16 protein-coding genes are annotated in these 13,526 nt (G+C 69.7%); 9 read left to right on the top strand and 7 right to left on the bottom strand.

Annotation, left to right across the window (positions count from 1 at the left end; genetic code table 11):
* The first annotated feature begins 79 nt into the window (after positions 1-79).
* On the top strand, positions 80-922 hold the full coding sequence (locus HUA78_RS42990) for a sulfite exporter TauE/SafE family protein (protein ID WP_174458886.1): 843 nt from the start codon (positions 80-82) through the stop codon (positions 920-922).
* Positions 919-1,380: a DUF1634 domain-containing protein gene (locus HUA78_RS42985; RefSeq protein ID WP_174458885.1), complete on the top strand. Its 462-nt coding sequence runs from the start codon at positions 919-921 to the stop codon at positions 1,378-1,380. Before HUA78_RS42990 ends, HUA78_RS42985 begins: the two co-directional genes overlap by 4 nt.
* A gap of 5 nt (positions 1,381-1,385) precedes the next feature.
* On the opposite strand, the gene HUA78_RS42980 is transcribed toward HUA78_RS42985, so the two are convergent.
* The 6 genes from HUA78_RS42980 to HUA78_RS42955 all read right to left on the bottom strand — a co-directional run bounded on the left by HUA78_RS42980 (position 1,386) and on the right by HUA78_RS42955 (position 6,468).
* Positions 1,386-1,889, bottom strand: a complete 504-nt coding sequence (locus tag HUA78_RS42980; protein ID WP_174458884.1) for a histidine phosphatase family protein — start codon at positions 1,887-1,889, stop codon at positions 1,386-1,388.
* Positions 1,890-1,948: 59 nt separating this feature from the next.
* A complete protein-coding gene (locus tag HUA78_RS42975) occupies positions 1,949-2,893 on the bottom strand; it encodes a metallophosphoesterase (RefSeq protein ID WP_141644370.1) in 945 nt (314 codons plus the stop codon).
* Between the two features lie 12 nt (positions 2,894-2,905).
* Positions 2,906-4,261 carry a cell wall metabolism sensor histidine kinase WalK gene (locus HUA78_RS42970; protein ID WP_174458883.1) on the bottom strand — a complete coding sequence of 452 codons (1,356 nt, stop codon included), beginning with the start codon at positions 4,259-4,261 and terminating at the stop codon, positions 2,906-2,908.
* Positions 4,262-4,273: 12 nt separating this feature from the next.
* A complete protein-coding gene (locus HUA78_RS42965; RefSeq protein WP_141644368.1) occupies positions 4,274-4,954 on the bottom strand; it encodes a response regulator in 681 nt (226 codons plus the stop codon).
* Positions 4,955-5,041: 87 nt separating this feature from the next.
* On the bottom strand, positions 5,042-5,551 hold the full coding sequence (locus HUA78_RS42960; protein WP_174478838.1) for a hypothetical protein: 510 nt from the start codon (positions 5,549-5,551) through the stop codon (positions 5,042-5,044).
* Positions 5,548-6,468, bottom strand: a complete 921-nt coding sequence (locus tag HUA78_RS42955) for a lipopolysaccharide assembly protein LapB (RefSeq protein ID WP_174468332.1) — start codon at positions 6,466-6,468, stop codon at positions 5,548-5,550. The genes HUA78_RS42960 and HUA78_RS42955 overlap by 4 nt, the downstream gene beginning before the upstream one ends.
* A gap of 163 nt (positions 6,469-6,631) precedes the next feature.
* Here HUA78_RS42955 and HUA78_RS42950 point away from each other — a divergent pair, with 163 nt between their 5' ends.
* The gene (locus HUA78_RS42950) at positions 6,632-7,234 is read left to right on the top strand and encodes a DUF177 domain-containing protein (protein ID WP_141644365.1); all 603 of its coding nucleotides are present in this window, start codon (positions 6,632-6,634) and stop codon (positions 7,232-7,234) included.
* A gap of 130 nt (positions 7,235-7,364) precedes the next feature.
* On the opposite strand, the gene rpmF is transcribed toward HUA78_RS42950, so the two are convergent.
* The gene (rpmF, locus tag HUA78_RS42945; RefSeq protein ID WP_141644364.1) at positions 7,365-7,553 is read right to left on the bottom strand and encodes a 50S ribosomal protein L32; all 189 of its coding nucleotides are present in this window, start codon (positions 7,551-7,553) and stop codon (positions 7,365-7,367) included.
* A gap of 443 nt (positions 7,554-7,996) precedes the next feature.
* On the opposite strand from rpmF, the gene plsX reads away from it, so the two are divergent.
* The 6 genes from plsX (at position 7,997) to fabF (ending at position 13,507) form a co-directional block, all read left to right on the top strand.
* Positions 7,997-9,058, top strand: coding sequence for a phosphate acyltransferase PlsX (gene plsX, locus HUA78_RS42940; protein ID WP_141644363.1), 1,062 nt, complete (start codon positions 7,997-7,999; stop codon positions 9,056-9,058).
* A 53-nt stretch (positions 9,059-9,111) separates the two neighbouring features.
* Entirely contained in the window at positions 9,112-10,095 is a 984-nt protein-coding gene (locus HUA78_RS42935) for a beta-ketoacyl-ACP synthase III (protein ID WP_371745801.1), read from the top strand.
* A 42-nt stretch (positions 10,096-10,137) separates the two neighbouring features.
* Positions 10,138-11,070 (top strand): ACP S-malonyltransferase, encoded by a 933-nt coding sequence (gene fabD / locus HUA78_RS42930; protein ID WP_174458880.1) that lies wholly within the window; start codon positions 10,138-10,140, stop codon positions 11,068-11,070.
* Between the two features lie 4 nt (positions 11,071-11,074).
* Positions 11,075-11,821 (top strand): 3-oxoacyl-[acyl-carrier-protein] reductase, encoded by a 747-nt coding sequence (fabG, locus tag HUA78_RS42925; RefSeq protein ID WP_141644360.1) that lies wholly within the window; start codon positions 11,075-11,077, stop codon positions 11,819-11,821.
* 105 nt (positions 11,822-11,926) lie between these two features.
* A complete protein-coding gene (gene acpP, locus HUA78_RS42920; RefSeq protein WP_141644375.1) occupies positions 11,927-12,169 on the top strand; it encodes an acyl carrier protein in 243 nt (80 codons plus the stop codon).
* 84 nt (positions 12,170-12,253) lie between these two features.
* A complete protein-coding gene (fabF, locus tag HUA78_RS42915; RefSeq protein ID WP_141644359.1) occupies positions 12,254-13,507 on the top strand; it encodes a beta-ketoacyl-ACP synthase II in 1,254 nt (417 codons plus the stop codon).
* Positions 13,508-13,526: the final 19 nt, after the last annotated feature.

Below are 13,526 nucleotides of genomic sequence, written 5' to 3'. Positions count from 1 at the left end.
AGGGGGCATGGCCCACATGGGGCCGTGACTCCTGATTGGAAATCGGACGCTGGAGAGGAAGGATGCGGCCTGGCTCCGCATGACCCCCTTCCTCTTCACGTTCGTCGTCCTGGGCTTCTCGGTGGGCGCGGGACTGCTGGGCTCGTTGCTGGGCATCGGCGGCGGGCTCATCCTCATCCCCGTCCTCACCCTGCTGTTGAAGGTGGACATCCACTACGCGGTGGGTGCGTCCATCGTCTCCGTCATCGCCACGTCGAGCGGCGCGGCGGCCGCGTATGTGCGCGAGCGCATGGCCAACATGCGCGTGGCCATGTTCCTGGAGCTGGCCACCACGGCGGGCGCGCTCACCGGGGCCTTCCTGTCGGGTCGGGTGGGAGGGCGCGGGGTGTACCTCGTCTTCGGCGCCGTCATGGCGTACTCGGCGCTGGTGATGCTGCGGAGGATGCACGCGAGCGAGGAAGCGCCGGTGCCCGAGGACGCGCTGGCGGACCGGCTGGCGCTGCACGGCAGCTACTGGGATGAGTCCACTGGCCGCGAGGTGAGCTACCGCGTCACCCGTCCCCTGGCGGGGCTGGGGTTGATGTATGTGGCGGGCACGGTGAGCGGCATGCTGGGCATCGGCTCGGGCGCGCTGAAGGTGCCCGCCATGGACCTGACCATGCGGCTGCCGCTGAAGGTGTCCACGGCCACCAGCAACTTCATGATTGGCGTGACAGCGGCGGCCAGCGCGGGCGTCTACTTCGCGCGAGGCCACATCGACCCGTTCATCGCGGGCCCCGTCTGCGTGGGCGTCACGCTGGGCGCGTGGCTGGGCTCACGTCACCTGATGGCGAGGGTGAATGCGTCGTGGCTGCGCGCGCTCTTCGTGGGCGTGCTGCTGTGGGTGGCCTTCGAGATGCTGCGCAAGGGGTGGTCGTCATGAACGAAGCGCCGTCATCCGAGCCCGAGCCCCGCCCCTTGCCGCCGTCCAGCGTGGCGCTGCCCGTGGGGCCAGAGGCCGTTCCGCTGGTGCCCGAGCTGCTCATTAGCGACCTGCTGCGCTACGGCGTCCTCGTCAGCATGTCGCTGGTGACGCTGGGCACGCTGGTGACGTTCTTCCGCCACCCCGACTACCTCGTGTCTTCCGAGGCCCTGGAGCGCCTCACCGCGCCGCACCCCGTGCCGCACGGGCTGGCGGACGTGGTGGCGGGCGCCATGGCCGCGCGAGGGCAGTCCTTTGTCATGGCGGGGCTCCTGGTGATGATGGCCGTGCCGGTGATGCGCGTGGCGCTGTCGCTGCTCATCTTCCGGCAGCAGAAGGACCGGCTCTACGTGGCCATCACCACCGTGGTGCTGACGCTGCTGCTGGTGTCCTTTCTCGTGGGCGCCGCGGAGGGCTGAGCGCCTCACCCCCCCGTGTCGTAGCGCTTGAGCGCGCGGCCCGGCGCGGCCCACCAGACGAGCTGGAAGCCCGCGTCGTCCCCGGTGGACTGGAGCGCCACGGCGGTGCCCTTGCGCAGCTTCTCCGGCGCCTGGGTGTCGTCGCCCAGCGCGAGCGCCAGCGCCTGCTCCAGCGAGGGGTTGTGGCCCACCAGCGCGAAGCCCGGCCCCAGCTCCCGCGCCAGCTTCAGGATGCGCCGGGGCGCGCTGTTGCGGGGCACCAGCGCGGGGTGGACCTCCACGCGCGACAGGCCCAGGGCCTCGGCGAGCAGCTCCGCCGTCTGGACGGCGCGCACCAGGGGACTGGTGACGATGCCTTGCAGCGGGGTGAGGCGGGCCAGCTTGCGCGCGTGTTGACGGAAGAGGGCGCGGCCCTCCGGGGTGAGGGCGCGGGCTTCATCCCCAAGAATATGCGTGTCTTCGGCTTCGGCGTGGCGGACGAGCAGCAGCGGCAGTTCGCGAGCGGACATGGTGGCCTGCCTCAACCACCCGCCACCGTCCCGGGCAAGCAACGTCCCGGCGACAAAGCTCAGCCGTCCAGGTCGTTCAACACATCCAGCGGCAGCGGTGTCGCGTCCGTCACGGTGCCATCCAGATCCGTGGGCAGCGAGGTGGGGTCCACGTCCGGAGGAGCACGTCCCTCCAGGGGCACCGCCGCGTTGCGAATGGGGGCGCCCGGCGGAGGCCGCAGCACGGGGCCCGCGGGCGGCAGGCCGGAGTGGCGGCGCGCGGCCTCCATCAAGGCGTTGTGATGGCGGTAGCGCGCCTCCACGAGCTTGTGGATGAGCAGCGGGCCGCCGGGGACGCGGCGCGCGGTGAGGGCCTGGGTGGCCTTGCGCACCGGGTAGCGCACCCGGCGAATCTGCACGCGCCAGCCCTTGGGCGTGTACGTGAAGACGCCGTAGGCGGGGCGCAGGTCTCCGTCGCGCGGAATCCCCGCGCTGGCCACGTCGGCGATGAGCATGCGGCCCACCCGGCGGCGGTAGGGGAAGTGCAGGTGGCCGAAGGCGCACGCCGCCGCGTCCAGGTGCGCGAAGTAGCGGCGCACCGCGACGTCATCCAGCGTGGGGTCCAGCGACTCCTCGAGGTTGCGCGGGTTGGCGTGGCAGACGAAGAGGTCTTGCCCCTTGCGCGGCGTGTAGCGCACGGAGAAGGGCAGGGCGCCCAACTGGCGCAGGTGCGCCTCGCCGAGCTGGTCTCTTGTCCAGCGCAAGAGCTCCGTCTTCCAGTGGTCCCTCTCGCGGTACGCACCGCCCAGGTAGTTCCCGGCGAGGTAACAGTCGGTGTTCCCCATCAGCACCGAGTCGCAGCGGTCGAAGAGCAGGTCCACCGTCTCGCGAGGGTGCGCTCCGCGCAGTGCGAGGTCGCCGGCGGCGACGATGTAGTCGGGCGCAACGGAGCGCGCGATGTCCTCGAGGACGGCCTCGCAGGCGGGGAGGTTGCCGTGAATGTCCGCGAGGATGGCGACCCGCATGGTCGTGCCATCCTACCCCGTCGCAGACCGAGCGGGAGCCGCCTGGGGCAGAAAAATGGTGAAGGTGCTGCCCTCGTTCGGTTGGCTCTCGACCTTGACCTCGCCGTCCATGGCCTGGAGCAGGTGCTTGACGATGGAAAGACCCAACCCGGTGCCTCCCATGTCCCGGCTCCGGCCCTTGTCCACCCGGTAGAAGCGCTCGAAGATGCGCGACAGGTGGCGCGGTTCGATGCCCACCCCGGTGTCCCGGACGCGCACCACGCACCGCCCGTCCTCGCACGCTCCGTCCACGTCCACCCGCCCACCCGCCGGGGTGTACTTCACCGCGTTGTCCAGGAGGTTGAGCAGCACCTGCTCCACCGCGCGCGGGTCTCCCACCGCCACCAGTCCCGCAGGGACATGGAGTGAAACCACCTGGCCCTTGCCCTCGGCCTTGGGGCGCACCGTGTCGGCGGCCCGGGCGGCGGCCTCGGCCAGAAGGACGTCGGTGAGTCTCAGGCTCACCTGTTGCGACTCCAGGCGGGACAGCTCCAGCAGGTCCTCCACCAGCTCGGACAGGCGCTCGGACTGCCGGTGGATGATTTCCACCATGCGTGGAGCCACCTGGGCGTCCCCGAGCGCTCCTCCCTGGAGCGTCTCCGCGTAGCCTCGGATGGCGGTAATCGGCGTGCGCAGCTCGTGGGAGACGTTGGCGACGAAGTCCTTGCGCACCTTCTCCAGCCGGCGCAGCTCGGTGACGTCGTGGAAGACGGCGGCGCTGCCCGGCAAGTCCCTTCCCAGCGGCGTCACGCGCACGGACAGGGTGCGGGGAAACAGCCCCTCGAGCGAGAGCTCCAGGTGACTGGAGTTCCCCTCGCGGCAGCCGCGCATGACGGCGTCGTGCAGCTGGTCATCGCGGATGACGGCCAGGGGGCGCTGGCCGACGATGGGCGCGCCCGTCTGGAGGATGTTCCGGAGCGCGTCGTTGTGGCGCACCACGGTGCCCTCCGCGTCCGTCACCCAGATGCCCTCGGCCATGCTGTCCAGGACGGCGGTGAGGGTGCGCGACTCCTGGGTGAGCTCCGTGTTTCGCGCGGACAGGCGGGTGTGCAGCGAGTCGATGGCGCCCTCGAGGCTGGCCACTTCCTCCAGCCGGTCCGGGTCCGGCGTCGGTCCGCCGCCCCCCTCCGCGCGGCCCCGCGTGCTGCGCGCCAGCCTGTCCAGCTGTCGTTGCAGCGCGCCACGGCTCAGGCCCAGCGCCATGAGGGAGCCGGCCAGGGTGATGAGCGCCACGGGCACCGCGGCGCCGGGGGTGCCCAGCGCGGCCACGAGCAGGCCCACCAGGGTGGCGGGCATCAACAGGGGCAGGAGCGTGTAGCGCAGGGGCATGGAGCGGGCGGCCTAGGGAGGGCTGAGCTTGTAGCCGACGCCGCGCACCGTCTCGATGATGTCGCCCGCGGGGCCCAGCTTCTCCCTGAGGCGCTTGATGTGCGTGTCCACGGTGCGCGTGTGGATCTCCGCCTGGATGCCCCAGACATCGGAGAGGAGGGTTTCGCGCGTCTGCACCCGGTCGCTTCGCTCCAGCAGCGTGCGCAGCAGGCGGAACTCCAGCGCGGTGAGGACGACCTCCACGTCCTTCACGCGCACCTGGTGGCGCGAGGTGTCCAGGAGGATGTCCCCGGCGGCGAGCACCTGCGCGGGCCCTTCGTCGGCGTCGCCCCGGCGCAGCACGGCCTTGACGCGCAGGAGCAGCTCGCGGACGGAGAAGGGCTTCACCACGTAGTCGTCCGCGCCCAGCTCCAGGCCCTGCACGCGGTCCGACTCCTGGCCCTTGGCGCTGACGATGATGACGGACGTCTTTCGCAGCTCCGGGTCCTGCTTGAGCATGCGCAGCACCTCGCCGCCCGCGATGTCCGGCAGCATCAGGTCCAGGAGCAGCAGGTCGGGTGGATGGGCCCGGGCCCGGGCAAGACCTCCGGCGCCGGTGTTCGCCGACTCCGTCTCGAAGCCCGCGGCCCGGAGGTTGTATTCGACGAGCCCGGCGAGGTCCTGCTCGTCCTCGATGATCAGGATGCGCGTCATGGGGTCCTCTCGGAAGTCCTGTGGAAGCTCGACGGAAAAGGTGTAGCCGCGGGGGGCCGCGAGCGCGGGCGAGGAGCGCCGCCTTGCTCAGGGGCCGATGGAGGGGTCGCAGGACTGCTCGGTCAACACGAGCGGCGCGGCGACCACCGGGGCGTTGTCCCCGGAGTTGACGACCTTGAGGTAGTTGCAGGAGCTGCCGAGGAAGCGCGACGGGGCGCCCACGGCGATGGCCTCGATGACGAGCGCGTAGTCGCGGCCCACCGGTACGTCGATCTCGAGCGCCTGGCTGCCGCCGTTCTGCATGGCCGCCAGGTCCACGGTGAAGCGCAGCGCGCGGCCCTCGTTGCCGCGCGAGTCCTCCAGCACCACCAGTTCCTCGCGCTTCACCTGGGTGTTGAGGCAGGTGCGCTGCAGCTCGGTGCAACTGCGGCGCGAGCCGTCCTCGAGGACGCTGACCTGGAGCGCGTGGACCTCGGCGGCCACGGCGCGCGACATCGTCACGTCCAGGCCGAAGCGGCCGGCGGGGCTGGAGTCCGTGGGACCGCAGGCGCATAGCGCGAAGGCGAGCGGCAGGGACTTCAAGAGTCGGAGGCTCATGGCTGGGAAGGGTCCACGCGGATGGTGATGGGGACTCGGCCGCGGTCCTCGGAGGAGGAGAGGGCCACCACGCCCGCGGTACCGCCGATGGCCACCGCGCCCACGGCCACCCAGAGCCAGGGGCTCTTGTACCAGGGGCGTCCTTCGGAGACCTCGGCGGCGGCTGTCGAGCGCTGTGGTGCCACCTGGAAGAGCATGGGCTGGAAGGAGTCACCGCGTCCGGCGAGCCGGCGCTGCGCGGCGTCCACCACCTCGAAGTAGTACTCCACCTCGTAGGGCTCCGGCTCCACGGGCACGTCGTAGGCGGGGACGACGGCGCGGAAGCGCTCCTTCTCGCCCCGGTCCTTCACGAAGTCCACGGAGTTGTAGGCCTGGTCTCCGGCGCGCCGGTAGAACAGCCGCGCGCGGGCGCCCAGCGCCAGCTCCTGGATGGTGGCCTCCACGACGATGGGCTCGCCGCCCGGTGGATCCGGAATCGGATCCACGTCGAGCGTCACGGGGCGCACGCGCCTGCTGCGGATGTCCTCCTTGATGCGCGCGTAGAGCGAACGCAGCTTGGGCGGCGCCGTGCGGGGCAGCTCGTAGTCGGGACGGGCCTGGAGCAGCTTCTCGTAGGCCTCGCGCGCCTGGTTCTCGTCGCCCAGGTACAGGGCGGTGAGGCCGAGCAGGCGGTAGAGCTCCACGAGCTGGTCGTCGGTGACGTCCGGGGCGTCCAGGCCCGCCTGGAGCGTGCGCCGGGCCTCCTCGAACTCGCCGTCGTCAATTTGCTCGCGGGCGCGGGTGATTTCTGGGCTTGCTGGACCGAGCTGCGAGAGGGCAGGCGAGGGGAAGAGGGGACGGGCAAGCCCCGGTGGAGCCAGGAGGCCCACGACGAGGAAGAGTGCCCCCACGCGCAACGGCAAATCGTGCCTGTGCATCAAACCGACCCTATCAAAGCGTTGTCTGGAGAATCCACGAAGGCCACCCCACCGGTGGTGACGGCGCAGTGACATCTTCGCGGTGCTGTTGAACCCGGGCGTGTTGACGCTAGAGGGGCCGCCCTCTATGTTGCCCGCCCAATTTTACCTGGATGTCGCGTAAATGCTCGTAAAGGTTGAACAAATTCATGAGTCGGGGCTGAAGCTGGACGAGCCCATCTCGCCGGAGCTGCTGGGCGCCGCGCTGGAAGGGACGGCGTCCGGGTTGGACACCGGCTTCCGGGCCACGCAGGCATCCCAGCTCAAGGCCACGTTGCGGCGGGTGAGCGGCGGGGTGCTGCTGAACGGCAATTTCACCGTACACGTCACCAGTCCCTGCAAGCGCTGCCTGAAGGACGTGGAGCTGGCGCTGCCCGTGGTCTTCTCGCTGAACCTGGTGCCCGAGTCGATGGCCCGGGGCGACGACTTCAAGGACGACGACGAGAAGTCCATGGAGAAGAAGGAGCGTCAGCAGGGGGAGACGGGCGGCTCGTTCGAAATCGATGGCGTGGACCAGGAGGTCTTCAATGGGAAGACCATCGACCTGGACCCCATCGTCCGCGAGCAGGTGCTGCTCGCCCTGCCGATGAACCTGGTCTGCAAGGACGACTGCAAGGGCCTGTGCTCGCAGTGCGGCACGAACTTCAACGAGGCCCAGTGCCAGTGTGACACGAAGCAGGTGGACCCCCGCCTGGCGTCGCTGAAGAACATCAAGCTCGGCAACTGACGTCCGCCGAGGGCGCCGGCCCCGCTGGGATTCGGGGCCGGAAAAGAGCAAGGGCCGCGACCTCCGATTGGGGAGGCGCGGCCCTTCGTGCTGCTCGACGCCCCTCTTCAGGAGCGTCGCTGGCAAGGCCTCAGGCCTCGGCTTGGGGCAGCAGCTCGCGCCCCTTGTACTGGCCACACGACGTGCAGGCGCGGTGAGGCATCACCGGCTCCTTGCAGTTGGGGCACTTGGTCACCTGCACGGCGGTGCGCAGGTTGTTGTTGCCAGCGCGACGAGTGTCACGACGCATCTTCGAAGTACGCTTCTTGGGGACGCCCACGGCTCACCTCTGTCTCACGCGCTGTGCCGGGGTCCCCGGCTGCCTGCGCAACATGTCGGTCAACACCGGCCTTGGAGCAGTCGCGACGAGCTCGCGTACTCCTGGTCCGGCTTGAAAGGCGGCGGACCCTAGCGGCTCATCCGGCCCGAGTCAATGCGCGTGTACTGCCCAGTCACACCGCGAAGTGCCTCGGGGCCGCCCGCCCGCCAGATACCTCACGCGCCCCGCCGGGACAACGCTCGTGATGGGCTCATTTCCGCCCGCCCCGCGGATCATCCGGACCTGGCGCCCCCGCTCGACGCGGCGCTGCCCACCTGGACCCACCCCATGCCATGGGGCAAGCGAGTCGTTGCCCCCCTGGGAGGTTCCTGGTGTGCTGCGCGCCGCCCGGCGGGCCGGGTGGGTTTCGAGCTGACACGCACGCAGACACGGAGAGGGCGGGGATGAGGCTGGTCCTGGACGCGATGGGGGGAGATCACGCGCCGGGGGCGCCGGTGGAGGGCGGAGTGCTCTTCGCCCGGGCCCACCCCGAGCACGAGGTCGTCCTCGTGGGGGACACGGCCCGGGTGACGCCCCACCTGGGACGCGGGCTGCCTCCGCCCAACCTCCGCGTGCACCACGCGTCCGAGGTCGTGGAGATGGATGACCATGCCTCCACTGCCTTCCGGCGCAAGCGGGACTCGTCGCTCCGGGTGGGCTTCGAGCTGGTGCGCGACGGGCACGGGGATGCGCTCGTGTCCGCGGGCAACTCCGGCGCGGTCATGGCGGGCGGCTTGATGACGCTGGGCCGGCTGCCCGGCGTGGAGCGCCCCGCCATCGCCGCGCTCTTTCCCGCGCTCAAGGGCGGCGGGCGCTGCCTGCTCTTGGACGCGGGCGCCAACGTGGATTGCCGGCCGTCGCATCTGGCGCAGTTCGCCGTGCTGGGCGAGGCCTATGTCCGCCTGCTGCTGGGCGTGGCCCGTCCCCGGGTCGCGGTGCTGTCCAACGGGGAGGAGGCGTCCAAGGGGACGCTCCTGACGCGCGAGGCGAGCGACCTCTTGCGCCAGTCCGACCTGGACTTTGGCGGCTACGTGGAGGGCAAGGACCTCTTCTCCGGCGACGTGCAGGTGGTCGTGACGGACGGCTTCACCGGGAATGTCGTCCTCAAGACATCCGAGGGCGTGGGCATGGGCGTCATCGGCATGCTGCGTCAAGCCATCGAGAAGCGGGGTGGGCTGTCGGAGAAGCTGGGGGCGCTGCTGCTCCAGCCCGCGCTGAAGGGCCTGCGGAAGATGGTGGACTACGCCGAGTACGGAGGCGCTCCGCTGCTGGGCCTGCGAGGCGTGGGAATCGTGGCCCACGGGCGCTCCTCTCCTCGAGCCATCCACAACGCCCTGGGCGCCGCGCTGGCCACCGCGCAGGGGGGACTCCAGGAGGAACTGACGCGATGCATCGCCAGGGCCGCCGCCTGGCTCCCTACCCACCCGAGGGGAAAAAGAGGGACAGAAGAAGCCGTTTCCGATTAGAGACCGGCGCCTGGGCGTTGGGTTCGATGAAGCTCCTTTTCGGGAGAACCCTCGTGGCATGCACGCAGATCATCGGCACCGGCTCCTACGCTCCCTCCCGGGTCATCACCAACCAGGAGCTGGAGGCGTGCGTGGACACGTCCGATGCCTGGATTCGTGAGCGCACCGGCATCCACGCGCGAAGGCGCGCCGCGGACGACGAAGCCACCAGCGACCTGGCCGTCGCCGCCTCGCTGAAGGCACTGGAGATGGCGGGCGTGGCGCCGGAGGAATTGGACCTCATCGTGGTGGGGACCATCACCGCGGACATGCCCATGCCCTCGTGCGCGGCCTTCGTGCAGGCGCGGCTGGGCGCGCGCCGGGCCTTCGCCTTCGACGTGGCCGCCGCGTGCGCGGGCTCGCTGTACGCGATGAGCATCGCGGATCAATTCATGCGCTCCGGACAGGTGAAGCGGGCGCTGGTGGTGGGCGCGGAGCTCCTGACGCGGGTGGTGGACTGGACGGACCGGAACACCTGCGTGCTCTTCGGGGACGGGGCGGGGGCCATGGTGCTGGCGCCCTCGGAGAAGGAGGGGCGGGGCATCCTCTCCACCCATCTGTTCACCGACGGGACGCTCGCGGACGCGCTCACCATTCCGGGCGGCGGCTCTCGCACGCCGATGACGGAGGAGGGGCTGCGGGCCCACCTCCACAAGCTGAAGATGAAGGGCCGGGAGGTGTTCCGCTTCGCTGTGCGCGCGCTCGTGGATTCCACGCGGGGTGCGCTGGCCTCTCACGGATTGACGGCGCGGGGGGTGGACCACGTCATCGCGCACCAGGCCAATGTCCGCATCCTGGACGCGGCGCTGGAGCGGCTGGAGATTCCCCGCGACAAGTGCTGGCTGAACCTGCACAAGTACGGCAACACGTCGTCCGCGTCCCTGCCCATGACGTTGGACGAGGCCCACCGCGCCGGAAGACTCCGGCCCGGAGACGTCATCGCGATGATGGCGATTGGCGCGGGCATGACGTGGGGCAGCGCGGTGGTGCGCTGGTAGTCGGGCAACAGGACTGGACGTTTCAGGAGGCAGAGACCGCACATGGCGAAGGTCGCATTCGTGTTCCCCGGGCAGGGCAGTCAGGCCGTGGGGATGGGCAAGGACCTCTTCGAGAAGTTCCCCGAGGCCCGCGCCGTCTTCGAGGCCGCGGACGACGCGCTCGGAGAGAAGCTCTCCAAGCTCTGCTTCGAGGGGCCAGAAGATGCGCTGAAGCTCACGGCCAACACGCAGCCGGCCATCCTCACGGTGTCGGTGGCGGCGCACGCCGTCTTCTCGACGCGGGGCCCGGTGGCTTCGTTCGTCGCGGGCCACTCGCTGGGCGAGTACTCCGCGCTGGTGGCCGCGGGCGCCATGTCGCTGGGTGACGCGGCGAGGGCGGTGCGCGCGCGCGGCGGCTTCATGCAGGAGGCGGTGCCCGCGGGCGTGGGCGCCATGGCCGCGATTCTGGGCCTGGAGCCGGCCAAGGTGAAGGCGGCCTGTGAGGCGGCGGCCGAGGGCCAGGTGGTGTCTCCGGCCAACTACAACTCGCCCGAGCAGACGGTGATTGCCGGCGACGCCGCGGCGGTGGAGCGCGCGGGCGTGAAGTGCAAGGAGGCCGGGGCCAAGCGGGTGATGCCGCTGCCGGTGTCCGCGCCCTTCCACTGCGCGCTGATGGAGCCGGTGAAGCCGAAGCTGGCGGCGGTGCTGGGCGGCGTGAGGCTGGTGGCGCCGTCGGTGCCGGTGGTGACGAACGTGGAGGCGCGGCCCAACTCGGACGTGGCCCGCGTGATTCCGCTGCTCCTGGAGCAGGTGAGCGCGCCGGTGCGGTGGATTGAATGCGTGGAGGCGCTGAAGGCCGAGGGCGTCACGCGCGTGGTGGAGCTGGGCCCGGGCAAGGTGCTGTGCGGCCTCATCAAGCGCATCACCAAGGACATCGAACTCTTCAACGTGGAAGACGCCGCGAGCCTCGAGAAGGTCCTCGCGGCGCTGGGGTGAGCGCATGAGCTTCAAGGACAAGGTGGTGTTGGTGACGGGTGGCTCGCGCGGCATCGGCCGGGCGTGCGCGGTGGCCTTCGCGAAGGCGGGCGCCTCCACGGTCATCATCAGCTATGCGGGCAACGAGGCGGCGGCCCAGGAGACGGTGGGCCTGCTCACCGCCGAGGGCGCGAAGGCGGAGTCGCTGCGCTTCGACGTGTCCGACACCGCCGCCTGCACGAGCGCCGTGGAGGGCATCGTCAAGGCCCACGGCCGGCTGGACGTGCTCGTCAACAACGCCGGCATGGCGGTGGACGGCCTGGTCATGCGGGTGAAGGACGAGGACTGGGACAAGCAGCTGGACACCAACCTGCGGGGACCTTTCGCCCTCATCCGCGCGGCCAGCCGTCCCATGATGAAGCAGCGGGGCGGCGCCATCGTGAACATCACCTCCGTCGTGGGGGATATGGGCAATCCCGGACAGGCGGCCTACTCGGCGGCAAAGGCAGGACTCATCGGTCTGACGAAGACGGTGGCCCGAGAGCTTTCCAGCCGAGGCATCCGCGTCAATGCCGTCTCCCCGGGTTTCATCGGGACGGACATGACGGCCCACCTGAATGACGACCTGCGCCAGAAGATGACGGAGGGCATCCCGCTGGGACGACTGGGCAACCCGGAGGAGGTGGCCCAGGCCGTTCTCTTCCTCTCAGGTGACGCTTCGTCCTACATCACCGGCGAGGTCCTGAAGGTCAACGGCGGCATGTACATGTAACCCAAGGTTGGATTGCCGGCGTGCGTGGGATATACCGCGCCGGCTTTCGACAGGGCTCGGGAAGCCTTCCGGGCCTACATCTGGTTCCTGGAGGGTTCAGCACTTATGTCGACGTCCGCAATTGAGACCAAGGTCAAGGGCATCATCGCCGATCAGCTCGGGGTGGGAGAGGATGAGATCAAGCCCGAGTCTTCCTTCATCGAGGACCTTGGCGCCGACAGCCTCGACATCGTGGAGCTCGTGATGGCGATGGAAGAGGAGTTCGAGGTCGAGATCCCCGACGAGGAGGCCGAGAACATCAAGACCGTCGGCGACGCCATCAACTACATCACCACCCACAAGAAGTAGGCAGCACCACGGCGTGCCGGGGGGCGGGGAGACGCCGCGTCCAGCGCGGCGTCCCCGGCGTCCCAGGCGCCACCGGAGAGGACCGTGTCACACCGTCGAGTCGTCATCACCGGTACCGGGCTCATCTCGGCACTGGGTACAGGAACCGAGAAGAACTGGCAGGCGTTGCTTGCCGGCACTTCAGGCATTTCCCTCGTCACGCGCTTCGACCCCAAGAAGATCGACACGCGAATCGCCGGCGAGGTGAAGGACTTCGAGCCGGAGAAGTTCATCGACAGGCGCGAAGTGCGCCGAATGGACCTCTACGCGCAGTACGCCATGGCCGCGGCGGCGATGGCGGTGGAGGAGTCGGGGCTTCCCGTGGGCCCGGACGTGCCGCATGGCTACACGCCAGAGCGGGTGGGCGTCATCGTGGGTTCGGGCATTGGCGGCATCTCCTCCCTGGAGGAGCAGCACCGCAAGGGCCTGGAGAAGGGGTTTGACCGGCTGTCGCCCTTCTTCATCATCCAGATGATCGTCAACATGGCGCCTGGCCTCATCTCCATGCGCTACAACTGCAAGGGGCCCAACTGGGCTCCGGTGTCCGCTTGTGCCACCAGCGCCCACGCCATTGGCGAGGCCTGGAAGTCCATCAAGCTGGGCGAAACGGACGCGGCCATCGCCGGCGGCGCCGAGGCGGCCATCACCCCACTGGGGCTGGGTGGCTTCTCGGTGATGAAGGCGCTGTCCACGCGCAATGATGACCCGGCCGCGGCCAGCCGCCCGTTCGACAAGGACCGTGACGGCTTCGTCATGGGCGAGGGCGCGGGCATGCTCATCCTCGAGGAGCTGGAGGCCGCGAAGAAGCGCGGTGCCAGGATTCTCGCGGAGCTGGTGGGCTATGGCGCCAACTCGGATGCGTACCACGTGACGCAGCCGGCGCCGGAAGGCGAGGGTGCGGCGCGCTGCATGCGGCTGGCGCTCCAGTCGGCGGGGATGAACCCGGAGCAGGTGGGCTACATCAACGCCCACGGCACCTCCACTCCCTTCAACGACGCGAACGAGACGAAGGCCATCAAGGCCGTGTTCGGGGACCACGCCCGCAAGGTGGCGGTGTCGTCGACCAAGTCCATGACGGGCCACATGCTCGGCGCGGCGGGTGGATACGAGGGCGTGGTGAGCGCGCTGGCGCTGTCGCGCAACATCCTGCCGCCCACCATCAACCAGACGAGCCCGGATCCGGAGTGTGATCTGGACTACGTGCCCAACGCGGCCCGCGAGGCCAAGGTGGACGCGGTGATGAGCAACTCGTTTGGATTCGGTGGCACCAACGCGGTGCTGCTGTTCAAGCGCTTCTAGGTGGCCGAAGGAGACCCGC

Origin of the sequence: Myxococcus sp. CA033, from assembly GCF_013336625.1 — a bacterium.
In the GTDB taxonomy this organism is placed as follows: Bacteria; Myxococcota; Myxococcia; order Myxococcales; family Myxococcaceae; genus Myxococcus; species Myxococcus llanfairpwllgwyngyllgogerychwyrndrobwllllantysiliogogogochensis.
Note: the sequence above shows the minus strand (reverse complement) of the source record. Positions and strands in the feature narration are given on the sequence as shown.

Bases quoted from the DNA above. Each gene is read 5' to 3' on its own strand.
- HUA78_RS42990 (WP_174458886.1), top strand. From the start codon at position 80: ATGACCCCCTTCCTCTTCACGTTCGTCGTCCTGGGCTTCTCGGTGGGC.
- HUA78_RS42985 (WP_174458885.1), top strand. From the start codon at position 919: ATGAACGAAGCGCCGTCATCCGAGCCCGAGCCCCGCCCCTTGCCGCCG.
- HUA78_RS42980 (WP_174458884.1), bottom strand. From the start codon at position 1,889: ATGTCCGCTCGCGAACTGCCGCTGCTGCTCGTCCGCCACGCCGAAGCC.
- HUA78_RS42975 (WP_141644370.1), bottom strand. From the start codon at position 2,893: ATGCGGGTCGCCATCCTCGCGGACATTCACGGCAACCTCCCCGCCTGC.
- HUA78_RS42970 (WP_174458883.1), bottom strand. From the start codon at position 4,261: ATGCCCCTGCGCTACACGCTCCTGCCCCTGTTGATGCCCGCCACCCTG.
- HUA78_RS42965 (WP_141644368.1), bottom strand. From the start codon at position 4,954: ATGACGCGCATCCTGATCATCGAGGACGAGCAGGACCTCGCCGGGCTC.
- HUA78_RS42960 (WP_174478838.1), bottom strand. From the start codon at position 5,551: ATGAGCCTCCGACTCTTGAAGTCCCTGCCGCTCGCCTTCGCGCTATGC.
- HUA78_RS42955 (WP_174468332.1), bottom strand. From the start codon at position 6,468: ATGCACAGGCACGATTTGCCGTTGCGCGTGGGGGCACTCTTCCTCGTC.
- HUA78_RS42950 (WP_141644365.1), top strand. From the start codon at position 6,632: ATGCTCGTAAAGGTTGAACAAATTCATGAGTCGGGGCTGAAGCTGGAC.
- plsX (WP_141644363.1), top strand. From the start codon at position 7,997: ATGAGGCTGGTCCTGGACGCGATGGGGGGAGATCACGCGCCGGGGGCG.
- fabD (WP_174458880.1), top strand. From the start codon at position 10,138: ATGGCGAAGGTCGCATTCGTGTTCCCCGGGCAGGGCAGTCAGGCCGTG.
- fabG (WP_141644360.1), top strand. From the start codon at position 11,075: ATGAGCTTCAAGGACAAGGTGGTGTTGGTGACGGGTGGCTCGCGCGGC.
- acpP (WP_141644375.1), top strand. From the start codon at position 11,927: ATGTCGACGTCCGCAATTGAGACCAAGGTCAAGGGCATCATCGCCGAT.